This window comes from Paenibacillus sp. B2(2019) (assembly GCF_008370385.1).
In the GTDB taxonomy this organism is placed as follows: domain Bacteria; phylum Bacillota; class Bacilli; order Paenibacillales; family Paenibacillaceae; genus Paenibacillus_AQ.
In genome coordinates this window covers 260,013-283,450 of sequence record NZ_VTZR01000024.1, presented here as the reverse complement: position 1 = coordinate 283,450, position 23,438 = coordinate 260,013, and the positions used below count along the sequence as shown (strand labels likewise).

Annotated in this window: 22 protein-coding genes; 9 read left to right on the top strand and 13 right to left on the bottom strand. The window is 38.9% G+C overall.

Going from position 1 to position 23,438, the window contains the following annotated elements; translation table 11 throughout:
• Positions 1–10: 10 nt before the first annotated feature.
• Entirely contained in the window at positions 11–220 is a 210-nt protein-coding gene (locus tag PAENI_RS22550) for a hypothetical protein (protein WP_042129770.1), read from the bottom strand.
• A 158-nt stretch (positions 221–378) separates the two neighbouring features.
• Between PAENI_RS22550 and PAENI_RS22545 the strand changes: the two genes are divergently transcribed.
• Positions 379–948 carry a thymidine kinase gene (locus PAENI_RS22545; RefSeq protein WP_042129772.1) on the top strand — a complete coding sequence of 190 codons (570 nt, stop codon included), beginning with the start codon at positions 379–381 and terminating at the stop codon, positions 946–948.
• 137 nt (positions 949–1,085) lie between these two features.
• Here the strand turns inward: PAENI_RS22545 and PAENI_RS22540 are convergent, their stop codons facing one another.
• Positions 1,086–1,604 (bottom strand): DinB family protein, encoded by a 519-nt coding sequence (locus PAENI_RS22540; protein WP_149646764.1) that lies wholly within the window; start codon positions 1,602–1,604, stop codon positions 1,086–1,088.
• 137 nt (positions 1,605–1,741) lie between these two features.
• Between PAENI_RS22540 and PAENI_RS22535 the strand changes: the two genes are divergently transcribed.
• The 4 genes from PAENI_RS22535 (at position 1,742) to sda (ending at position 3,775) form a co-directional block, all read left to right on the top strand.
• On the top strand, positions 1,742–2,407 hold the full coding sequence (locus PAENI_RS22535) for a hypothetical protein (RefSeq protein WP_143764067.1): 666 nt from the start codon (positions 1,742–1,744) through the stop codon (positions 2,405–2,407).
• A complete protein-coding gene (locus PAENI_RS33090; RefSeq protein WP_149646763.1) occupies positions 2,331–2,915 on the top strand; it encodes an accessory gene regulator ArgB-like protein in 585 nt (194 codons plus the stop codon). Before PAENI_RS22535 ends, PAENI_RS33090 begins: the two co-directional genes overlap by 77 nt.
• Positions 2,916–3,052: 137 nt before the next feature.
• Positions 3,053–3,385, top strand: a complete 333-nt coding sequence (locus PAENI_RS22520; RefSeq protein WP_042190411.1) for a LytTR family DNA-binding domain-containing protein — start codon at positions 3,053–3,055, stop codon at positions 3,383–3,385.
• Positions 3,386–3,601: 216 nt separating this feature from the next.
• Positions 3,602–3,775: a sporulation histidine kinase inhibitor Sda gene (gene sda / locus PAENI_RS22515; protein ID WP_081382883.1), complete on the top strand. Its 174-nt coding sequence runs from the start codon at positions 3,602–3,604 to the stop codon at positions 3,773–3,775.
• Positions 3,776–3,955: 180 nt separating this feature from the next.
• Here the strand turns inward: sda and PAENI_RS22510 are convergent, their stop codons facing one another.
• The 4 genes from PAENI_RS22510 to PAENI_RS22495 all read right to left on the bottom strand — a co-directional run bounded on the left by PAENI_RS22510 (position 3,956) and on the right by PAENI_RS22495 (position 13,009).
• Positions 3,956–4,264 carry a hypothetical protein gene (locus PAENI_RS22510; RefSeq protein ID WP_042190413.1) on the bottom strand — a complete coding sequence of 103 codons (309 nt, stop codon included), beginning with the start codon at positions 4,262–4,264 and terminating at the stop codon, positions 3,956–3,958.
• A 119-nt stretch (positions 4,265–4,383) separates the two neighbouring features.
• Positions 4,384–5,043: a helix-turn-helix domain-containing protein gene (locus PAENI_RS22505; protein ID WP_042190416.1), complete on the bottom strand. Its 660-nt coding sequence runs from the start codon at positions 5,041–5,043 to the stop codon at positions 4,384–4,386.
• Positions 5,044–5,530: 487 nt separating this feature from the next.
• Positions 5,531–11,980 carry a phosphodiester glycosidase family protein gene (locus PAENI_RS22500; RefSeq protein WP_149646762.1) on the bottom strand — a complete coding sequence of 2,150 codons (6,450 nt, stop codon included), beginning with the start codon at positions 11,978–11,980 and terminating at the stop codon, positions 5,531–5,533.
• A 117-nt stretch (positions 11,981–12,097) separates the two neighbouring features.
• Positions 12,098–13,009 carry a LysR family transcriptional regulator gene (locus PAENI_RS22495; RefSeq protein ID WP_149646761.1) on the bottom strand — a complete coding sequence of 304 codons (912 nt, stop codon included), beginning with the start codon at positions 13,007–13,009 and terminating at the stop codon, positions 12,098–12,100.
• Positions 13,010–13,172: 163 nt separating this feature from the next.
• Between PAENI_RS22495 and PAENI_RS22490 the strand changes: the two genes are divergently transcribed.
• The gene (locus tag PAENI_RS22490; RefSeq protein ID WP_042190424.1) at positions 13,173–13,922 is read left to right on the top strand and encodes an SDR family NAD(P)-dependent oxidoreductase; all 750 of its coding nucleotides are present in this window, start codon (positions 13,173–13,175) and stop codon (positions 13,920–13,922) included.
• Positions 13,923–13,982: 60 nt separating this feature from the next.
• Here the strand turns inward: PAENI_RS22490 and PAENI_RS22485 are convergent, their stop codons facing one another.
• Positions 13,983–14,273: a MazG nucleotide pyrophosphohydrolase domain-containing protein gene (locus tag PAENI_RS22485; protein ID WP_042190426.1), complete on the bottom strand. Its 291-nt coding sequence runs from the start codon at positions 14,271–14,273 to the stop codon at positions 13,983–13,985.
• A gap of 308 nt (positions 14,274–14,581) precedes the next feature.
• Positions 14,582–15,070: a hypothetical protein gene (locus PAENI_RS22480; protein WP_149646760.1), complete on the bottom strand. Its 489-nt coding sequence runs from the start codon at positions 15,068–15,070 to the stop codon at positions 14,582–14,584.
• 311 nt (positions 15,071–15,381) lie between these two features.
• Between PAENI_RS22480 and PAENI_RS22475 the strand changes: the two genes are divergently transcribed.
• Positions 15,382–17,124 (top strand): ABC-F family ATP-binding cassette domain-containing protein, encoded by a 1,743-nt coding sequence (locus PAENI_RS22475; protein ID WP_149646759.1) that lies wholly within the window; start codon positions 15,382–15,384, stop codon positions 17,122–17,124.
• A 238-nt stretch (positions 17,125–17,362) separates the two neighbouring features.
• On the opposite strand, the gene PAENI_RS22470 is transcribed toward PAENI_RS22475, so the two are convergent.
• Positions 17,363–17,956, bottom strand: a complete 594-nt coding sequence (locus PAENI_RS22470; protein ID WP_149646758.1) for a hypothetical protein — start codon at positions 17,954–17,956, stop codon at positions 17,363–17,365.
• Between the two features lie 506 nt (positions 17,957–18,462).
• Positions 18,463–18,693 carry a helix-turn-helix domain-containing protein gene (locus PAENI_RS22465; RefSeq protein ID WP_149646757.1) on the bottom strand — a complete coding sequence of 77 codons (231 nt, stop codon included), beginning with the start codon at positions 18,691–18,693 and terminating at the stop codon, positions 18,463–18,465.
• Positions 18,694–18,855: 162 nt separating this feature from the next.
• On the opposite strand from PAENI_RS22465, the gene PAENI_RS22460 reads away from it, so the two are divergent.
• Together PAENI_RS22460 and PAENI_RS22455 are read left to right on the top strand one after the other, a co-directional pair.
• Positions 18,856–19,170 (top strand): hypothetical protein, encoded by a 315-nt coding sequence (locus PAENI_RS22460; RefSeq protein ID WP_149646756.1) that lies wholly within the window; start codon positions 18,856–18,858, stop codon positions 19,168–19,170.
• 684 nt (positions 19,171–19,854) lie between these two features.
• Positions 19,855–20,796, top strand: coding sequence for a hypothetical protein (locus PAENI_RS22455; RefSeq protein ID WP_149646755.1), 942 nt, complete (start codon positions 19,855–19,857; stop codon positions 20,794–20,796).
• A 165-nt stretch (positions 20,797–20,961) separates the two neighbouring features.
• On the opposite strand, the gene PAENI_RS22450 is transcribed toward PAENI_RS22455, so the two are convergent.
• From PAENI_RS22450 to PAENI_RS22440, 3 genes are all read right to left on the bottom strand, one after another.
• Positions 20,962–21,435, bottom strand: a complete 474-nt coding sequence (locus PAENI_RS22450) for a hypothetical protein (RefSeq protein WP_149646754.1) — start codon at positions 21,433–21,435, stop codon at positions 20,962–20,964.
• Between the two features lie 325 nt (positions 21,436–21,760).
• Positions 21,761–22,012: a hypothetical protein gene (locus PAENI_RS22445; protein ID WP_149646753.1), complete on the bottom strand. Its 252-nt coding sequence runs from the start codon at positions 22,010–22,012 to the stop codon at positions 21,761–21,763.
• 49 nt (positions 22,013–22,061) lie between these two features.
• Positions 22,062–22,481, bottom strand: a complete 420-nt coding sequence (locus tag PAENI_RS22440) for a hypothetical protein (protein WP_149646752.1) — start codon at positions 22,479–22,481, stop codon at positions 22,062–22,064.
• Positions 22,482–23,438 lie beyond the last annotated feature (957 nt).

Genomic DNA, 23,438 nt, shown 5'->3' with positions numbered 1-23,438 from the left:
CCCTCTTTTTCTATTCGTACAGTGCATCCCTTAAACGAGTCGACATTGTGGAAGCCTGCCCAGTTTTCATTATTGCCCGCCGCAGCGCTTTATTGCTTCGATTCAATTCCACCAAATCTGCCATCATCTCTTCCAGCAAAGCCTCAGCCTCGATAGAAAGATTTCCATTCTGCTGAATCAGAGCTAACCGTTCCTTGTATTCGTCTATTTTTTCAGTCACACATATTACTTCCTTTCCAATCACATGATTCCTTTTATCATACCACATTCAATTCTATCGTAATGTTTTCACTGGATACAGCTGACACGAATATGATACTCTAATAAGGTCGCATTTTTAAGATTAGATAATTGGCTTATACGAAAGGATAGATGGAAGTGGCACAATTGTTTTTCAAATACGGAGCAATGAACAGCGGTAAATCTATTGAGATACTCAAGGTTGCGCATAATTATGAAGAGCAAGGGAAATCGGTGCTCATTTTCACTCCATCCATAGACGATCGGGACGAAGTTGGTTTTATCTCCTCCCGTATTGGGCTGCGGAAACAGGCCATACCCGTCGACGAGAATACCGATATTTATAATATCGTCAGCAGTAACCAGCCCAAACCCCACTGTGTACTAATTGATGAATGTCAATTTCTAAGCAAGGACTGCATTCTTCAGCTAGTACGGATTGTGGATGAACTAGGCATTCCCGTTATGGCATTTGGACTTAAAAATGATTTCCAGAACCAGCTATTTGAAGGCAGCAAATACATGCTGATTTACGCTGATAAAATCGAGGAAATGAAGACCATTTGCTGGTTCTGCGAGCGCAAAGCAACGATGGCTCTAAGAGTAGAAAATGGTAAGCCTGTATACAGCGGCAAGCAAATCCAAATTGGCGGCAATGAAGCCTACTATCCAGTATGCCGTAAATGTCACAAGAATCCTCCACTATAAAATATAACCACAAAGTGAGGCTTTGCTTCGATGCTTACTCAGGTACTTTGCGGGGGCCCCAAATATATACCTTTAGCTAAAAAAGCATTCCGAAGCCGCAATGGCCTCAGGAATGCTTTTTTTAAAATAAAACTCGATTAAACCAGATATCTTTCTTTAAGAATATTCAAATGATGATGATCATGCCCAATCATTACGCACGCCACTGCTCTCGCGGAGATGGTTGCATTGTTAACCGTTCCCTTACGAGTCCATGCATCTTCCGGCAAAGTATCCAAAAGAGCTTGCGTTGACTCTCGGACAAGCTTGTAATGAGCCAGTAGTTTTTCTAGAGTGTGTGCTTCAAAATTTGCGGTAGGCACATAGTCCTTTTCATCAAAGCCCGCCAGCGGAGTCGTATCTCCTCTTGCAACGCGCAACAAACGATAAGACATAATTCTTCCAGTATCCGCTAGATGGCCAACCATTTGCTTAATACTCCATTTATCAGGAGCGTAACGATGCTCTCCTTGTTCTTCCGTAAGGTTCGAAATAAAGCTACAAATCTCATCCGTCTGCGCTCTAAAAATAGTACAAATATCCCCTTCAACTGGCACTAAATCGACATACTTTGATAATTCACTCAAATACTCATTACTTTCCAGCCGTCGCCCCATGTCTAAATCCCTCTCTTTTTGAATTTTTTTGAAATATTAGGAGGAAAATTGTGTTCTAGTTGTTGTATTTTAGTCCATTTTATACGATACTTGCAATAATAGGGTTAGTTAAACTAGAAGTCATCGGGAGTGTCGGCATGATAGATTTTATGCTTTTTATGATATTTTCAATACTAGAGACCTATGCAATGTTCTTTCTGGCTTTCAAAATTTTCAAAATTGACTTATATCATAAAGAGATGTTGTTTGCTAGTTTTATTATGGGCTTTTTTTCTTATACCCTTAGAATCAACTATGGGATAGCTTCATTAGATACTTTCTCACAATATGCACTAATGTTTTGTTTTATGTGGATGTTATTCCGGATTCATCCCTTCTACGCTTCCATATTAACCGGAATGGCTTATCAAGCTTACTCGGTGATTCAAACCATAATTATGTATCTATTAGACTCTGTAATCAACATGCCTCTAAATACTTCGGAACCGATTACAAAAAACATAATGACAATGCAGATATTATCAGCATTAGCCGCGGTTCTCATTGGTATGTATGTGGGTCATAAACGTATTGGATTTGACTTTGTACCTGACAAACCCGATGTAAGAATTAAACCAACGACTAGCGAAAAATTATTATTTGCTCTTAATCTTCCTACAGTAATTGTCGTTACTTTACTCACCTACTTTTTTGAATCTTTTTTCTCTTTCTTCATCCCAATTTTTTATGGAGTACTATTATGGGGATATCTATATTTCTCACACAAAAAGGATAGAAATAACTATGAGTCATTTAACTTTTAAAATTGTTGAGCTCATTAAGAAAAGTAATCCAGAGCAAACGCATTCCATTGAAATCATGCATTATGCCCTTAGCATTATTTTAAATACTTTATTCATCATTATAACTTCGTTATGCATCGGCGGGCTCACTGGACAGCTAAAGGAAACATTCTTAGCCTTATCCAGCTGCATGTTCCTAAGAATGTCTTCTGGTGGAGTGCATTTAAAATCCGCAAGGTCCTGCAATATTGTATCTATCTTTATCTGTTCACTGATCCCTCATATCACTTATCTAATACATAACCATATCATTTGGATTAATCTTTTTTCTTTGCTTGTAATGATCTTATGTGCTCCAAATCCTGATGCTAATGCGCAAATCCCCAAGGAATGGTATTTGGGTTTAAAGATCATTTCCATAATTCTGGTTTCTTTGAATTTTTGGATCCATTCGTCTGTCATTGGATTGGCATTTTTAGTTCAATCCTTTACAGTTATAATTCCATTACAAAGGAGGCCAATCAAATGAAGAAAAATTTAGCTCGTTATGCTTCTAACCTATTAGGTATTTCTGCTGTTGTTTTTGCAACAATTCTGAAACCACTTGCTAACAGCCCTGAGATTCCAAAAGAACTGCGCAAGTAATCAAACAAGGATGGGGAAAAGATGCGTGTCTTACAGAAAGACGGTTCCTCTAGTGATATTCTAGAGGAAGATATATTGTATTTCTCCAATTATAAGAATACAATATTCGTCCATACGAAAGAAGGCGAATTTATTCTCCCCACCACGCTTTCCGATCTTTCCGTAGCGTATGAGGGTAAGGGATTCGAACGCCTTGACCGCAGCAACGTCGTTAATATCAACAACATAGAAGGCTATGATCCCGGACGCAAGATTGTATGCTTTAATCAAGGTAAGCAGTTCACTACCGTTTCGGAATCCAATGAACCTCGCCTAAAGAAGTACTTATCTACTCATAAGAAAGATTCTGATTAAAACACTCCCGACATGTACTATACATGTCGGGAGTGTTTTTGTTTATTAAAATTCAAAGTAAACCAATCTATTATCACACAAAATAGCTATTATGCCATAATTCCCCTAAGATGTAAAGAAAAATTCATAGGATGAATGACAGGAGACGGATTGTATTCCAAATGATACCATATATATAAATGTGTAATAAAAACAAATATATGATGGAGGAACCAAATGAATTACTATTTTCATCCCTCACCACGCCCCTCATCTCTTGAATCAATATCTGATGAAGAATTACTTAACATCTATAAATTAGCGCTTGAGGCACAAGCTTTACCAGATTTCATAGAGATTGTTAGAGAGATCTTAGACAGTAGAGATCTCATACAAACTGAAAAATCATAACATCCCCATACACAAATTAATTCGCAAATTATGACATAATTACATAACTTCCTATGGCTTCACTGCGAGTGTTCTCTAGATTGTCTTCATGTTAACATCATCATAAAGAAGGTAGAGCCTCCTGAAGGCCCTACCTTCTTTATATTCAGTAAGGACTACTCCCTGAAATAGAGTAATCTTCTACTCCGTAATTTCCGTTTTAAATACATTTTCCAATTTTCCGCCAAGTCTTTTCTTCAAAGGAACTTTAATATCTCTACCCAGCTCTTTGAAAAATGTTTCTACATCGCATTTCACATTTTGTGCAGTCGCAATTACAGCGCCATCACCAACAATATTTTGATTCTCTTCAAGAGGAACATCAACTTCGATATCATACTTTTTGGATAATGTCTTGATGTATCGTGCGAAGATCTCCAGCAATTCCTCGTTATTAAAATTCTCTATAGCGACTTTTCCCTTGCTGGTAAACTTCATGTTAATTTTCATTATTAATATCCCCTTTTCTGTCAAACCATTTTTAGTTGTTAGTTTATGGATCAAGATGAATAGATGGCTGCAAGAAAGGGCAACATTATTCATTTTTGAGATCATTTATAAAACACACATTATTTATAAGCACCCTTTATCTGTTGTACTTTAAACTGCGTAAATTCTTTGAGCGCTTGTATGACCTGATCCTGTTCTTCTTCCTTCAGCTCATAAACGCACTCCCGTAACCACTCGCCAAATAGAAAGGCTTGACGCCCTTTCCGAGGGCTCTTTCTTAAGGAGTCGAGGCAACCCTCAAACTTATCGTTCAGGACGTCGGTAAGATTGTATTTCTCAATCTTCTCTATTACCATTCCTGCCCCATATTCCGTTTCATAAACTATGACTTCATTAGAATCAAAGGAAACGTAAGATGTTTCTTTACCTTCCTTTGCCCTGAATTCCTTAAGCTTGTTAAATGCCGTCTCATAAATGTAGTCCTGAGACTGTTTAAGCTGTGGCAGCTCATAACCATGCTTTAAGGTCTTGATATATTCAATATCTGGCATATAGTCTGCCAAATGATACATCCGATTCTTCAGATCTGTTCCAAGTGCTTCGATGATCTTGTCCAGATTGTCTTTTAGCGGAATGCTCTCTCCACGCTCGATCTTGCTAAGCTGTGAGTAACTTATGCCGCTCTTTTCTTCAAGTCCTCTTAAGGTTAACCCTCTCGTCTTTCTGATGTGCCGAATGAAATTACCCAGCTCATCGGGATAGTTCTCAAAATCATTCATGGGAGTCACCTCCCTACTATCATAACACAACATAACAATTTGTGTTGGCTTATAACAATTAATACTAGTAATTACTTGCCTCTAAAGGGTAATTCTCAGCACCACAAACCCAATATAATACTATATTTCCAAAAGATAGGAGAAGATTTGATGCTCATCTGCCAGGCTCTGGATTGTAATCGTTGGTTGGGAATTACAGCGTATCGGACCGAGGAGATCTTATTAAGCTGATTTGTGCCATGTCACTCAGCTATCGGACTCAGATGCAACTGTTCATTAAAATATACTACGGTTCGGTGCAATATTATGACAATAAGAGCTGTGATGTCCGAAAACTTGGAAAAAGAGTCCAAAAAGTTGAAATAGCTGCAATACAGTCCTTAACGATCCCAAACCATCTACTGTCTGCGAACCATTGTGTGCTTCCAGCTAATCCAATTTGTAAAAAAAACAGCCAGTCCCAACAACTTGGAACTGGCCATAATCGTTACTCCAAAACACTCAACAGATTGAGGATCATCTGTGCACTTTCGGCACGTGTGCCGTTTTGCTTCGGAGCAAATTTCTCTACAGCACGTCCCTTCATCAATCCAAGTCTATACACCTCGCTGATAGCCTCTTGAGCCCATTGTGGTGCAGTGCCAATATCATTAAATGCTGAAACGTTAAGACTAGCTACAGATACGATGTTCTTGGCGTATGCATATGCACGAGCCAGCATCGCTGCCATCTCTTGACGAGAGATCTTGGCATCCGGTTCAAACAGTAAAGCGGTCTGACCGTTAACAATTCCAGCTTGTTTTGCTAACCCTACTGCTTCTGCATACCATTTATCAGCAGGTACATCAGTGAAACCAGCTTCTGCTTGGCCTTTTAAGCCAAGCGCACGGACTAACATCGCTGTAAACTCCGCACGTGTAACCGCACGGTTTGGATCAAAACGATCCACAGCTACCCCCTGTACAAGCTGTTTTGCCGCAAGCTGCTTCACAGCAAGGTAAGCCCAGTGATCCGACTTCAGATCGTTGAATGTTTTGTCATATTCTAATACAACGTATTTACTAAAATGACTGACAGCAGCAGATAAATAACCATTCATCCATGTACTGCTCATATACTCCAACTTACCGGCATCATCCATAAAATAAATACCCAGTAAGCTTTGCTCTACAGTCGCACCGACCTTATATGAAATCGTGATCGGCTCTGCAAACTGTCTTAATGAGAAGGACTGGCCATTTTCTGTGAGGATGCTGAGCGACCATTCTCGCAGATCACTTTTCGCTCTCAATTGCGCTCCAGCTAGTGTACCTGCACGATCCAACAGATCCACGGCTGTATTACTAGCTAACGTGTTCAACCGTAGTGAAATCGTACTCTTGGCAAGAGCCTCAGCTGAGATTAGCTTACTAAGTTCTGCCAGTACTGTAGCAGGAATCGTAACGGATAAATCCTGCATAACCACTCTAAGCGGTGCGCGTCCAAGCAGCTCTGCTGCATTGCCTGGTAAAAGGAACTCCGTAACCGATCCGTCAACGGAAACCACAACTTCACCTTGAGCATTCTTGTTCTCTGACAGTTGAGAGGTTGTTATGGTTACTACACCCGCTTGCGCAGATGCCGACGGAGTTGGTATCGGTGTAGCAGTCGGCGTTGGTGTCACCGCAGGTCCCGGCACCCAGCCTCCCGGTGTTGGTGTTGGCTCTGGACTTGGTGTTGGTACCGGTGTTGGCTCTGGGCTTGGTGTCGGAGTCGTACCTGGCGTGCTCTCAGTCACTGTCAAAATATATTCAGTGCTGAACCCCTTATAAACAGCGCTGACTTTTGTTATACCAGCACTCAATGCATGAAGCTCCCCATTCTCACTAATCATTGCAATGGAATGATCAGATGTATCATACCTTACGCCCTCGACCAATTCTTGCTTGCTTCCGTCACTATATACCGCCTGAACAACAACGGAGCCTTTATTTCCTTGTTCCAGCGAATCCGGCCCTTTTATCGTTATTTCTGTAAGAATAGGAGCCTCATCATTTGTTACGACGAGACTATACTCCGAGGCGAACTCCCTGTAGGTTACTGAGATCACAGTAGAGCCTTCCTGATGAGCCTGGACCAAGCCCTGTTCATTGATCGTAGCAATATGCTCATTCGAGCTGGAATAATGAAGTCCATCCAATATTGGGATTCGTTTACCGGATGCATAGACAGCTTCGGTGACTGTCTGGTCGACCTCTGCTGGTTTAAGTTGTCGTTTGCCCTCAAGCTTAATCGCTTGCAGCGCATCTACAGTTATCTTACTTTCCGCAAAAATATTCGGGTAACCTGCCACTGTGACTCTCACCTTAGCTGTCCCTGGTTTTAGCGCTGTAACCAAGCCATTTCCATCTACGGTAACTACTGATTCTGACCTTTCAGGAACGATGGACCAAAGTTTTGTCAGATGATTAGCCTCATCCGGCACTACCTTAGCTTGCAATTGCAGACTAGCACCAGGCTCAAGCTCAACAGCTGTTTGATCCAGCTTAATGGATTTTGGAACAAAATTCCCGATCACTAAACGGTCAATTTCTACACCGTCTACCGTTCTTGCCGTAACCGTAATCTCGTTCTTCCCAATCTCAACAGCCGTATAGATTTGCTCATCTTCGTCATATATTTTTTCCTGCCAAAAACGTGGCGTCAGCGCATAGAACTTAGGACCGGAGGAACCGCCGATAACATATCGTGTGCCTTCGCCTTCTGCTACCTGCTTACCATCCTTCATTGGAAAAGTTCGCAAGTAAATATGATCATGACCGTTCATCACTAGATCCACATTATGCTTATCAAACACCGGCACCCACTTTGCTTGCACCTGTTCATTCGAATAGATGCTGCCATAGGGCCCTTGATGGAAAAAAATCACCTTCCACTTTTTATCTGTAGCAGATAGATCCTGATCCAGCCACTCTGCCTGTTCAGTGAACGGAGCACCTGAATGCTCTGTATTCATAACCACAAAATGTGTATCCTGAATGTCAAAAGAATAATTCGTACCTTTTACGCTCGCCGCACCGTTTTGCGGGTTATTGAATTGCGCCAGGTAATCCCCATCGCCATTGGTTCCCATCACTTCATGGTTCCCAATAATCGGAACAAGCGTGGTATTCATCAGCTGCTTTTGGGCTGCATCAAACCACCAGTTCCACTGCTCTTGTTCAAAGCCTTTATCCACCATATCTCCAGCGTGAACCAGCATTTCAGCATCCGGCATATAGGCAAAAGCAGCCTCTATCGTATTGCCCCAAAGACCAAATCCCGCTTTAGAATCTGCTTGAGAATCTCCGATAAACAGGAATTTTGTAGAAGCGCTCTCCCCTCCGCTTGTAACGAAGGTTCCTTGCTCACTTACATTTGACTCCCCATCCCCCACACGATATACATATTCGGTTCCAGGGATAAGCCCTACTGCCTCCGCTTTATGAACTCGCATCGTTCCATCATTGTTGGTGTTGTAAATTGAACTGTTGCCGGTAATTTTCATTACGTTCGCGGCTTGAAAGCTTGTGAATTCTGCCTTTTTCACCAATTCTACTACAGTATTCACGGTTAGCGGTTCTGTCTGCCAAGTAAACTGGCGAGAAGTCGCTGCATCCTGGCCCATCGTAACATTAACATTACGCGGGGCAGCAGTACCGTCATATGGAGCAACCTTGAACGTCATTACAGGACTATAGGTATTCCCTTTTACCGCCTGCAATTTAAAAGTTCCTTCTGCTGAAGTGACAAGGCCAGTAGTAAGTGCCCCACTTCCCCCTGAAGTTGCGCCTTGTACCTCCAATCCATCGAACAGCAGTTTCGCACCTTCAACAACACTTCCATTCAGATCTTTTACCGCAAAAGACGCATCAAAGCCCTTCGCAAGATCATAATGGTTCCAAGTGAGCATCAACTGTGTCTTTACAACAGATTCAACAGCCGCTCCAATAAAAGAAATAGGAACCCCGGTACCTTCTGTCGAAGTTACAGATCCGGATGTATTTTCAATTACAAAAGGTTTGCTTGTATCCCCAGCGAGCTGCTCCTGAGTAAAGGGACCCACATAATCATTTCGAACCGTATATTGAATTTGTCCGATGAGATCCGTATCTCGTAGATTGGAGGAATTGATATTCGTTAGGTTAAGACGCACAGTGCCCAAAGCTGGATCAATGATTGACTCCATTTGCATTTCTGATACCTTATCCCCTCGAATTACCTGCAAACCTTTAACTGCAGCCGGATTAAAAGCAAACGTAAGATTTCCTTCCTTCAGCTTGCCCGCCTTCTCTGCCGTTACATCCAAAGTGTAAGTGTTCCCGGCATAAACGACTTCTGGTGTTTTGTACACATAGAATGGAGAGCCCAAATTCACTGTGAAATACCATTCTTTTATCGTCTGGTTACCGCTCAAATCGCGAATGGCAACTTTTACTTTATGACGGCCTTCTGTAAGCGGAACCTTTGGTTTATAGGTGATTTGACCTTTTGGAGGATAAAAGCCATGCTCCACTAATTGATCGTCAACATACACACGTGTTTTGTCCGGATCGATTAAGGTCGTTCCCGGATGCACCACAGGATCATAACCATCATCCTCACCATTGACGGAAAGGGTCGGCGTAGCTGTTTTGACAATTTCGTTCACGCCAGGATAGGCATCTTTAAGCACAGGAGGTGTTCTATCCTCCTCTATCGGACCATAAATGGCACGAATATCATCAACGTAAATAGCTCCCGCACTCTTGTTAAGATTGCTTGTCTCCATATAGCGGACAGGCATATCCATCGTTAACGGGGTGGTTTTTCCCTTAGGAACGGATACTTCGACGTATTTCCACCCCGTCCAGTTCACTCCATTCACCTGATCTGTAAAATCCACAGGCACTGCCGCATTATTGCCATCACGAATCTGTCCCCGCAGCCAGTGCTTTTTGCCATCTCCGTAGATCCACATACTGATCTTCTCAGGATACCTCGGAATCTGAATCCGATTGGCGGTTGAGCTTGCGGCTAAATAAGCACCGGATGTGCCTGTTTTATTAACAAAATCATATTCCAGCTTCAAGGCTTTATCCCCGTTGCGGACAAAATCCTGATCCGTCACTTCCTGAATCGCTACACTGTTAGCTGCTGCACTGGAGGCTATATATTTATCAATGCCATTCTCAAAATCCTCCAGCATTACAGGCGGCAACCCCACATTTACTTCAAATGAGGTCTCAACGTCCCCGTACTTAGCATAAATCTTCCCGTTCTTCCCGTTTTCACTCGTCGCTTGAAACAAACCCTTCTCGTCCACACTTCCGATCTCGCCCTCAACCCGCCATTCAAAACTATGGTTGTCAGCTTGAATTACCTGTCCATTACGTAGCGCCTTCACAGTTAATTGCGCAGCAGCACCTGAAGAATAAGTTTTGATCTCATCAGGAAACCTAAGGTCTGTGAGCTTATCCACGACTTCGATTTCCCCACTGCCTTTGACTGTCCCAGCCTCTACAATTACCGTTCCTGTGCCGGCAGTGGTTCCTGCGGTGAAGACTCCGTTCGCATCGACAGTACCAAGGTCAGCGTCCACCTGCCAATTCAGCGTACCCGAATAAGGTGCCGGATGGCCGTTCTCGTCCACTCCTGCTGCTTTGAACATAAAGCTGGAGCCTTGCAAAATACGTTCCGCATTCGGCTGCACAACCAGCTTAGAAGCTGTAGATTGCTCTGGGGCTGTGTTGACGACCAGCAAACCGTTGCCGGTTTTACGTTCATAGCCATCAGAGCCCTGATTCATCATTTTGACACCAGATGCACCCGACATTCTGGCCACAAAAGTAGAAGAGCCGCCACCATCCAGATTCATGGCGTTCACTACGCCCATATCCTTCAGAATGTTGCCAAGCTCATCGGTATCTACGCCCTCACTAAAACCTGGCGATCTTCCATCCACTTCGAATAAAACAAGACTTCCGTCCGCTTTTGTCCCAATGGCTGTACGCGGATGAATTCCTAAAGGTCCAACACCTTGTTGAACTACTCCGTCTTTTACCAGCGGCCCTTCGCCGCCAATGGCTACCTTCACATCATTCCATTCTCCGCTAAGCGCAAAGGTCGCAGTAACGTTATCGCCAACCGATAACCCCTGCAGAACAGCACGAGACGTTCCGTTAGCAGACAAAACTACTTTTCCTTTGGTAAGCGGCGTATTGCCTTGATTGTTGCGAATCTCAGATACCTTCAGCTTCAAGGTCTGACCGCTCTTCACTTCTCCCTCGACAATATCTAGAACAACCTCGTCACCCTCATTGGTCGACTTTGTAGTTGTATTATAATCTTCCGTATAAAGAACCAGCTCATTCGTATTTCGATAACGGTTGATGCTGGTTAGATTAGTTGTTTTTCCATTAATCGTTACGTTCTTGGTCAGCTTCGGCACCCCATAAATCGAGCTGCCATCTTCTTTTAAACCGAAAGTAAAAGCTGAAATCGAACTGTTCAGGATTACACCATCATCCATAAATAATCCATTTGGAACACCCGTGGCAAAACCGGAGATTTCATAAAAATCACCGTTAATCCCTGCGATCACCCGGTTTCCAGGCGAATCCGCATAAGCGGCCATTTCTGTAACACCCTTCATACCGTATACCTTTCCATCCTTCGTACCTGCCCGCAGTTCTAAATGGCCTTGTTGCGGGTTGAACTCCACTGCATGAATCTTTTGTAAACCACGTTCATTCTGAAGATCCATCCAGGTGTACATCGCCCCAGGTGCGAGCTCTGTTTGCCGTACATCAATAACGGTTCCGTAGTTTGTTGCTGGTAAATCAGAAATGGAAGCGTGAACAAATACTCCCGGCTGCAACAACGAAATCAACAAAACAAAAATAACTGCCACATTAATTTGCCTTAGATACCTTCTCACTGTGTTGACATCCTCCCCACTTGGCTGTCCTAATAACGATCTGAGCTTGGACAACATCATAGGGTTTATATTAACTAGGAAGCGTAAAGGTTAGATAAAATTTACCAAGGCATACTGTTAACTTCTTCTAATCCCCTCCTCAAATTCATGTTTCAACCTGTTGATGAATCTTCTGACCGTTTTCGATCCTTGTTTAGAAGCTGAAACAATGGACCCCGGAGTATTATGATCTGGTGATCGTAGCTCGATCGTCTTCATGATCTTCTGAGAACCCTCAAATGTTTTTAGAAAAGAATAATCCATCCCAATCGTGATCGCGAGTCCTGACGCAACTGCATTATCAATGGCACGGGTGTTATTGCTTGTAAAAAGAATATTCATCGGCCCAACTTTCAGTAAATAACGCTCCACAAAGTCCTGTATGTAATGATCATCGTATAAAACCAACGTCTGGCCTACTAACTGTTCGGGCGTAATTATTGTATTTAAAGCTAGTGGTGATTGAGGATGTACACCTACAACAATCTTACCTTCCATTAATTCCTCGAATACGACCCCTTTATGTTTCTCTGATAAGCCCTCTGGCGAGACCATCAGTCCGATATCCATTTCATCCTGAAGCACATTATCCAGAATTTCTTTAGGTCCCTTTTCAAAAATCTCTATTTTCACATTTGGAAAATCCGCTTTAAAACCGGATATGACCTTCACGATTAGATGCATGGGTCCCGGAATCGTAGCAATCTTCAAATGACCACTAAGCGCATCGCTGTAGATCTGTGCTTCAGCTTTTAATTCATTTACTTTCATCAAGACTTCATTTGCTTTGCTGATAATGGCTTGTCCCTCTGCTGTGGGAACTGCTCGTTGGCCTCGCGAACGAATGAACAAAGTAACTCCAAGCTCCGCTTCCAGAAGTGTTATGGACTGGCTTATGGCAGACAGGGTGATATGACGATTCTGAGCAGCTTTGGTTAGTGAACCAATCTTTGCGACTTCTACGATATTCTCGCATTGCTCTAAATTCACTTGAATCACTCCCTAAGTTAATATTTACTTAACACCTATTAAATTTACTTAAATTTTAATTAATTTAGACAAGTGCTACAATGTAAATAAGTTAGTAAATAACCTTTTCACCTAATGAACCTATATTTCTAGTATAACTATATTTCTCGAGGAGGAGTCCCAAATGACAGACAAAAGAGTAGCCGTAATTACAGGTGGAGCCAGTGGAATCGGGAAACAAACCGCAATTAAATTTGCAAGTAAAGGTGATCAAGTGGTCGTTGCCGATTTCAATCAACAATTAGGTGAAGAAACGGTCGCACAGATTATCAAGGATGGTGGCGAAGCTATTTTCGTCAAAACGGATGTTTCAAAATACGAAGAGGTAGAAGCACTGGTTGAGAAAACCGTTGCCACATATGGAAGAATTGACGTTATGTTCAACAATGCCGGGATCGGCCGCGTCACTCCTGTACTAGACCAAGACCTTAAGGATTATCATAGTGTTATTAATGTCAATCAGCATGGTGTTGCCCACGGTATTATCGCAGCAGGTAAAAAAATGCGTGAGCTCGGCATCAAAGGGGTCATCATCAATACAGCTTCTGTATTTGGATTCCTAGCTTCCCCAGGTACATTCGCATATCACGCTTCCAAAGGTGCGGTCATTATGATGACTAAATCCGCAGCACTTGAAATGTCCGTTCATGGCATCCGCGTGCTTGCCGTTGCTCCAGGCGCTGTAGATACGCCAATTATCCAAGGATATAAAGATCAAGGAATGGTCGACCAGATGAAGAGCAAAGTAATGGGTAACAAATTAACATTGCCTGAACAAGTTGCAGACACTGTATACTTGCTCTCCTTACCAGAAGCTAGTGCAATTAACGGTAGTGTTGTAATGGCTGATGAAGGTTATGCTTCATTTAAATAAAAAATTATAAATCAAAAAATCCAAGGCTTCCCGAGCGGGTAGTCCTTGGATTTTTTTGTATTACTCCCATGATCTCTGTTCATTGATTTCCAGCTTACGTTTAAATGCCTGCTCTAGATCAATATCCAGTTTATTGGCCAGATCAAAAATATTCCACACCACGTCGTACATCTCAAATCCCAAGTTTTCTTTCTTCTCTGCACCGGGGTCGAAGGATACGGATAGCACCTCTTTGGACAATTCCCCTACTTCAGTCATTAAGTACAGCATTCTCTGCTCAATGGAGCTCGTGTCAAAACCTTTGGTTTCACTGAACTTCTTCACATACTGTTGAAACTCAGATGTATTCATTTCGTTACGCCTCGCTTTTAGGTATAAAGTTATGTAGTTTATAAAAACGATGTCATGCGATTAGCCTAGCTCATTCCTTTATTATCATCCATTTATTCGAAGAAAACAAACTCTCCCGTTTACAAAAAAAACGATTCTTCAGATCATTGAAGAATCGCTAAGAAAATTTATTTACTTGTTACTGTTTCAGCCACTATCTACGCCTATGTCGGACATTTCACTGGGCGTTAATCCGCAAGTGCACGGCCAATTTCATCGTCGAACGTGCCGCACCAGTAATGGCGAGACTCTTCATCATTATTCATTTATTATTCGCCGAGTTGCTCCTTGAGCTGCGCAATTTCTGTTTCCATGAAGGCAACACGTTTATTCAACTCCGCGATATAGTTTCTTAGAGCCTCTTGGTCTGCTGCGCTTATTAGGTCGGCCGCAGTAGTTTCCGCCAGTTGGATGGCTTCTTTGAGAACTTGAACGCTTGATTCTGCCCCTGCTAATCTTTCCCGGAGTTTAGCCGCTGCAATACTTGCTTTTAGCGCAGCCTTCTCAGTCTCCTTACTCTCCAATATTATCGTCTTTCCTTCAACCGTCAACCCTGCTCCCGTCGCTTCGGACATCGTGCGCACAGGTACGTAGGCCGAGTTATTTACTACAATCGCATCTGCAATCTTCTTTCCGTCTTGTTTTATAGTATACATTCCGGAAACTTTAGCGCCAATTAAAGACGAGCTCGCTGCGAATCCTATTGAACCACCAAGTAACAACGCCGCTGCTACAATCCCTACTATTTTCTTCTTCATATCTACGAACCTCCTGAGCTTATTATTCTTCCAATTATAACCAATATATTCGTAACATGAAAGATATACTAAGAGACTCTGCCACAGCCAACTCAACTACTGGCCATATGTAATCTAGCTATAAGAAGCCATCTGAGTAAGCTTGATCCTATTGTTCTAAGTTGTGTTTTTCGATTTCACAAACAACTTTATTTCGAAATGATTGAAGTTGTATGTAAACAGTGTTACTCTATCAACGGTAAACTCAAAATCTATGATCTTCAATCCTTCTATTCATATTCACTAATTTAGTTATAAAGAAAGGTAATACTATGATAAAAGTTGATAACTTATCCTTCGCATTTCCGCAAAAAGAACTATATAAAAACATTTCATTTACGTTAGAAGAAGCACAACATTGCGCTTTTATAGGAACAAGTGGCAGTGGTAAAAGTACACTGATCGATATACTGATGGATCCAGAAAAATATTTGTTCGAAGGCAAGCTAGAGATGGACCCAACCTGCAAAATTGGGTATGTAAGTCAGTTTTCGCAACTAGACAAATCTAAAGAAACAACCGTTTTTGAATATATAGGAGAAGAATTTATTAAGATACAAAATGAAATAACAGCTATTCTCACTGAAATGGAAACATCATCAGATATTGATTCATTACTTGAAAAGTATCAATTAGCTCTAGATGCCTTTGATTTAATGGATGGAAATGATTTTGAAAGCAATATTAATAAACAACTAAATTTAGCCAACCTTTTGAAGCTAAAAGATGCTAGGGTATCCGACCTAAGTGGTGGGGAATTCAAGCTTATTCAAGTGATGAAGGAAATGCTGACTAGTCCAGACTTAATGATTATGGATGAGCCCGATGTATTTTTAGATTTTGAAAACCTAAATGCACTTAAAAATCTTATTAATACTCACAAAGGAATATTGCTAGTTGTTACGCATAACCGTTATCTATTGAATCATTGTTTTAACAAAATTATACACCTTGAAAACATGGAGATCCAAGAGTTCGATGGGCGATATATTGAGTATAACTTCTCATTACTTCAGACGAAAATTGAGTTACAAGAAATCGCAGTCGCTGAACAAGAAGAAATTGAGAGATACGATAACATTATTGATAATCTTAGAGCGATCGCAACCTATAATTCAGAAGCATCTAGAGGGAGAGCGTTAAAAGCTAGGGTTAAGTTTCAAGAACGATTGGAAGCGCGAAAAATTAAAGCGCCATTCGTTGATATTAAGCAACCGAAAATCAGTTTTGGTGTGGACAATGAAATTGAAGAAGACATCACTGTTTTAAATGTGACTAATTATAGTGTTTCCTTTGATGAGTTGATTTTAGAAAATGTTAACTTTGAGATGAAACCTACAGATAAAGTAGCTCTTATCGGTCCAAACGGTACCGGGAAAACGACTTTACTCCGAGATATCTTTAAAAATAATCATGATTCAATTGAAATAAATGCTGATATTAAAGTGGCTTATCTTTCTCAGCTTCAAGACGAAGTGCTAAAGGATTCTAATACCATACTAGAAGACTTCATCGATGCTGGGTTTGCAACTTATGACGAGATTAGAGCACATCTTTCAAACTATGGCTTTGAAGGAGAAATTCTTAATCAAAAGATAGAATCTTTATCCGGTGGCGAAAAAAATATACTGCAATTGGCAAAAGTTTCTGCTAGCAAAGCAAACTTATTGCTTCTTGATGAACCGACAAGCCATTTAGACACCTATACACAAATCGCACTGGAGAAAGCCATTGAAGACTATAAAGGTGCGATTCTCATGATTTCTCATGATTTCTATTCTGTAGTAAATGGTATGGATTATGTATTAATCATTGACGATAAGACGATTAGAAAAATGAGTATGCGAAAATTCAGAAAGATGATTTATGCCAGTCATTTTGATAAAGATTATTTAGAAAATGAACAAAATAAAAAAGCAGTTGAAATGAAGATAGAATTAGCTTTAAAAGACAATAATTTTGAACTTGCAAAAGGTATGGTTGACGAGCTAGAAGAGCTGATTAAGCTGCTTTAAACTACAACCCTCTGGTGGGAAAATGTCTACAAAAAAGACACTGATGAATAAGATCTCAGTGTCTTTTTACTGCATTGATTTGTTGACAACTCATGCCGCGGACAGTGGTTCACTTATCATTAAAAATCTTTCCCAACACATTTTTTGCCATAGAAATTTGTTGGGGATCTCTATTTATAATACAACGCAAATAATAAACGCCATTCCATATCAACGGGATTTTCAGAATCGCATTCATTTAATCAGTAATTTTTTTAAGCTCAAAAATAGTTGCCTCTGCTAACAAGATAAGCCTATCGCTATTAACAACAAAAAAACTTAAAGGTATTCCAAGGTTTGTAGAAGGGTCACTTATATTTATTACTTTTACTACATCATTTATATTTAAGTCTGGGATATCTATTTTATATAATCTATAAAAAGAGTCAGAGTTATAACATGTCGCTGTAATCTCATATAATGGTTTTTTTAGTTCATATTGATAAACACTATAATTTTTAAGTCCTTTTGATGAAAAAAAATCGATTTTTATGATAATTTCATCGCCAATTAATTTTTGCCCTGTTGGATATTCAGAAGCATCATTATATGAATTTGCAAATCCTAAAAGCTTCTCAACTTTCCAAGTTTCATAGAAATATTTTTCAGTTTCACTATCCAAATTTATACTTTCTTGAGCACAATAAACGGATGTGTTTTTTGGAATAATAGACTCATCCGTTTCAGGTTTAGGCTCACTAGAAGTATTTCGATTTGATGTCATTTCAACATTTCCACAAGCCGATGCTAGCATCAACATTATCATAATACAAACCAATAATATTTTTTTCATATTTCACACTCCCACTATTTTTTCAAGTTCATATGTCTCCTTTTAGATAAAATATTTGTTTTATCAGATGCTAAATTGTTCCATTAGATAATCTCTATAATCAACTCTATTGAAGAAAGTTAACTGTTCATCTGCTTCTAATTCATTTTGCACAAGATGTTTTATAAGATATTCCCTGTATCAAGTAATGTTTAATACTTGCAGTTTCTTTTTCATGCGTACCACCCTTTGTATAATATTACCTATTATTATACAACAGATAACAGAATTCGACCCAATATTTACTATATATAAAACTTGAATTTTATCTATTCAGGCGAGTCAACCATATCCCATATTCTTCGCTGAATCTACAGATTCCTTGGAGAACGCAAAATTGCACTCTGCCGTTGAATCGCTAACGTAAGAGTGCAAATTTTTTTTGAATTTTCAACATTTTCATTTTTCAAAATAAGACAGGTTAACGTGAATATATAACACTATAGCGCGGTTGAACACTACATGCCCTAAATATCTCCCTTAACTACTTCCACCTCCTCCAACTGCATGAGCATTGAAATATCCTCAATCTCCAACGCTGCCGCTATTCGCTCAATAATACCAATGTTGAGTTCCTTGAACTTATTATTACATAAATTAGATATCTTAGCTTGAGTCACATTAGATATCTTGGACAACTGAACCTGAGTCATTTTCCTTTCAGCAAGGATATCCTGAAGCTTAATCCTTAATTTCATATGTTTTCCCCCTCGATTATTCATGAAAATATGCAGTTGACATTATACCGATATCGGTACAATGTAGCAGCCAGCCCTAGTATACATTCTTATTTATCTACACGCAAAGTTTATTAATATAGCCGATACATATGGGGCAACACTTGAAATGGGGGATTGAAAATGATTAAACACGAAGATAAGAAGGACATGACGATCACATTTTCTAACGCAAAAACAGCTTATGCCTATGAAGGTCCTGTAAAGCTTATATTCCACAATGGAGCGTGGATAAAGTCTAAGAAGCTAACTATCACATTTGACAAACAGGAAGCTCAACAACATGAAAACAATAGAATAGCACGTAGTAATGAATTATTGTGGTGGGCAGGTGCAAGTGGTTGTGAAATGCCTGCGACAATAGAGTGCGGAGATGGACTCTTTCAATGGATTGAGCCTGGATATGATATCATGGAGAGCGGATTGTTTAAGATATAACGCAAACGATTAATAGCCCTCCTACATATATTAGGTGTAGAAGGGCTATCTTTCACTTTACTAAATCTAGAATACTATTTCATCACCTGTCTTACTCTTCTTGAAAGGGGTGCTAAATTGTGTGAACCTAAATTGCACTCCTGAAATATCGTCAGGTAATGGTGGAGAGACTACGTATTTATAAGATGCATGACAAGATCTACTCCCACCACTAATCATTCTGGAGTCGTATTGTTCGTTCGTTAATAAATTGTTCGAAGTGGCTATGTTGATGAGCATTGATTTTTATACTCCTCTTTCAGTTCATCTAACGGTAATGACAGAAATCACTACTCTTGTAATTAGAGGAAGAAAAATATCGATATTTTTAAGACTTACTCCGAAATGAACGGATAACTCCTTGTCAGAAGCAGCCAACCAGTTTTCCCTGGCTAACCTTTTGATGAATGGAACTTCCTTAATACTACTGAAAAAGAAATACTTAGTGAAAGTTTGAAAAGGGTAAGTATTTAACAACCAATAAATACATCAAATTCATATAACATATTTTTTATTTTTTCCATAAATATTATTAAACTAGTAATTATTTTCTTTTTTAGGTTTATTATGGTATAAATAACCAATGTGTGATATCATACCAATTGTAAGGGCGCCCTTATAATAATATTCTAAGGATCTGATAATGTGCATAAGGTAAAGGTTGTTTTAAGTTTGAGCCTTTTGTTAACAACGGCATTTACTAGTGCTTCTGTGAGCGCTTCTTCTAATGAACAAATTAGTGATTTTTCGCCAACTCAAGTTGAAGCCCCCCTTGTCATCCCATCTAATACAGTCACAGTAAATTCATTTTTATCTGATGCAGAAAAAGCGAGATTAAGTGACTTCGGTTTTTCTCAGGAAGAAATCGAAAATTTCACACTTGATCAATACAACAATTTTAATCAAAAAGTTGGTAAAGATACTACTGGCGAACTTATTGGTACTGAGACTACCTACTATAAAATCACAAATCACCAAGTTACAGAAGTAACTGAACAAGAGTTAAATGAAGGTGCAGCAAAAACCAATGCGTTAAATAAATTAAAAGAAAGCCTTCTTATTACAGCAGCTACTGATAATACTATAGAAACTAATTGGATGGTAATGACTTTAAGTACTACAAAACTCTCAACAGGAACATATAACCTTAAAAATTCTTTCAGATGGAAGACATTCCCTACCTACAAATTAACTGACGTCGTCGGTATAACTATCAATCCTAATTTAACTTACTTAAACAACACAGAGTATGGTAATTATCAGACTTCTTCAGCAGGTGTTGCCCCAATTGTTTATGATAATTATGCTTTGGTTGCTACCAAAAAGGATGTACCTGGCTTAGGATTCCCAGTCGATCTTAAATCCTATAGTTCAAACGGAAGATCAACAGATGGACATAGTGGCTATGTTGCATTTCAAGTACAAAAAAATAATAGTAGTGCATTATCTACAAATGCCTATGGTCACTATGCACATCTTTATAACACTATAAATTACAGCATTAGTTTATCCAGTGCCTCAATGTCTATTAGTGGTGCTACTCAAACAGATTATATGAGTGACACTTCTCTAAGTTGGAACTTTTAATTAGGTAATTCTTTTAATACATCGAAAACCCCTTAAATAAATCTATTTAAGGGGTTTTTTATCTTCCATGTTATTTTCAAGTTATATTCTTAAATAATACATCATGTTATAGAAAATCAGTAAAATAAGAACATGAAGATAGTACTAAAAACCTATAAATCTTCTTTAATAATCTGCTTCGAATATTTTTTCATTTTTATCATTTGAGAAAGTTATTTTCAATTGAGCTGTCGGATTCCAAATTCTACTATCTTTTATAATTAGATATTTTTCACCTGTATATTCATATTCACGAGTTTTACTGTCAATCACCACTGAAAATGTTCTAGCATCTTTTAAAACTTGCGTATTATTAATTACAAGTCCAATTGAACCTTTCTCTAAACCACCAATGACTATCTCATCTCGTACCAATCCCTTTGATTTAGCATAGTCAGAAGAACTACGATAAATATAAATATAGGGCAAGCTAAAAATGTAATACTCCTTTTCGTTTAATTTTTGTATAGATACATAATCCAAATTTTCACTTTCAATAAATTTATCTAATTCTTTTTCAGTGATTGTATTCCAGCTACATCCTGACAAAAGGAATAATACACACAAAGATAGTATTACATATCTCAAATGTAGTTTCATATTTCCTCCACAATTCAAATATTATGCTTAGATTATTTACATCTGTTGCTAGACGATTCTTCCCCTTACTAAATTTAAGCACTTACTTTATTAAGAAAACTCCTCTGTGTTCTCTCTATTTCTCCTCTTAAAAGTACATATTAAAAATACGCGATGCACATATCAAAAAACGAGGGATATTTCCTTCCTAGCTCCACTATAACAGTAAATGGTTTTTTCTACCAACTAAAATCATCATTATTAATAACGCTAAGTCCCTCCCTCCTATTTATAAATGAAGCTGGATCACGCATGAGGTTATCCCTTCTATACGTCAAAAAGGTGGTTATTCTGTTGCAAGTGATGATTCTGCAGCATGCTCGCCAATACGACGAATTAATAGTTTCACAAAACTTTCTACCCATAACGTATCATCATCCGTTAAAGGTAGAAAATTATTTCTGACTCCTTTTCTAGCAGATAACTTATCTCCTCTTGCCGACGTTAGTTCTCCTAATTTATCTAAATCCTCTCTACTTATTGCATATTCATTGGAAGCAGCGTTTCTTCCCCCTGCGAGTCCCTTAATGTAACTCAAACAAAAGTATGCCATACTAAATAACGGTTCCCTTCCTTGGATTTACATTTTATATCTTCCAAAGTAATTCAACATCAGGAGTTGCTTTAAAATCAGCAGGAATTGTAGGATATGCTCCTCTTACTAATGTCATCTTAGCAAACAATTCACCTTTTGCACTTAAAGTAATACAGCTCATATTATTTTTATCTCTATAAACAACATCAGCAGACAAAAACAAAAAATCCAGTTCGCCCAAACCATGTTTCAATGCTACATCGATTTCCCAAGTTTTTAAAAATACTTCAATAGGATTTCTAGCATCTTGAACTTTGGAGTAATGTTTTTTCATTTCAAAATTTAATAATCCATCTTTCATCGACATATAAAATTCTTCTGTATGAAGTTCTATAAATGCTTCCTTTGAATATTCAATACCACTCTCTGTAATCAATTTATAGGTGAGACTATTTACATGAGATTCATTCAAGAAAGTACCCTCCACGAAAATAATTTTTTTAGAATCCAGCAAAAAGTGCTTATTTATACTAAGAATAATTGTAAATTGAATAGAACCAACTAAATTTTTACTCAGCGGGGGCTATAACTGCCTTCATTATTTTAGCAATCACAACCCCGATTGTATCTTATACTAAATCAATGTCTTTCATCAAATCTCTAAAAACGATATGGGAATGGGTTTTAAGCATCTTTACTTTCAGTATCCCCTTTTGGATCATTTTAGTGACTGTCATTATTATTTTTATTGTAAAACGAATAATTCGATACATTCCAGAAAGCAAACCTGATTTTTTAAATTACACCAGTGACGTAATTGAAGGAATTAAATGCGAGTGGAGTTTTAACACATATGGGGGACAACTAAGTTTTTATGGCAACACTCCAGTTCCAGTATGCAATAACTGTGATGGCTTTTTAGTGCTTGATAGTAGCGATTATTATATTTTACAACTGAAATGTGAACATTGTTCCTATAAAAAACAAATATCGGATTTTTCAGAATTCCAGGATAAAATCAAACGTGAGATTATAAGAAGAATTAGAACTAATACTTGGGAAAACAATAGCATTAGAAGGTGATGATGTATCATAAAATTTAGATTTCATCTAAGGCACAGCCTAGCAGAGTTAGTCTCCCTCTTATAGAAAATTGGAGGACATCCTATGGTATTTCCATTTTTATTTGTTTCCGTATTAATATTTTGCTTTCTCAAAGGTCTTCGTGTAATAACATCAAACTTACTATGAGAGTACTTTTAAAATTAATAAATAATCAAATACCCAACCACTAGTTTTTAACTCTATCCGAAAGATGAGGAAGGATAAGAGTAAAGATATTAATAATAATATCTCAAATAACAAATTACCCCATAATCAAACATACTGTTTAGTATGCTTGATCAGTGGGGTTATTCGTTTCTCCAAT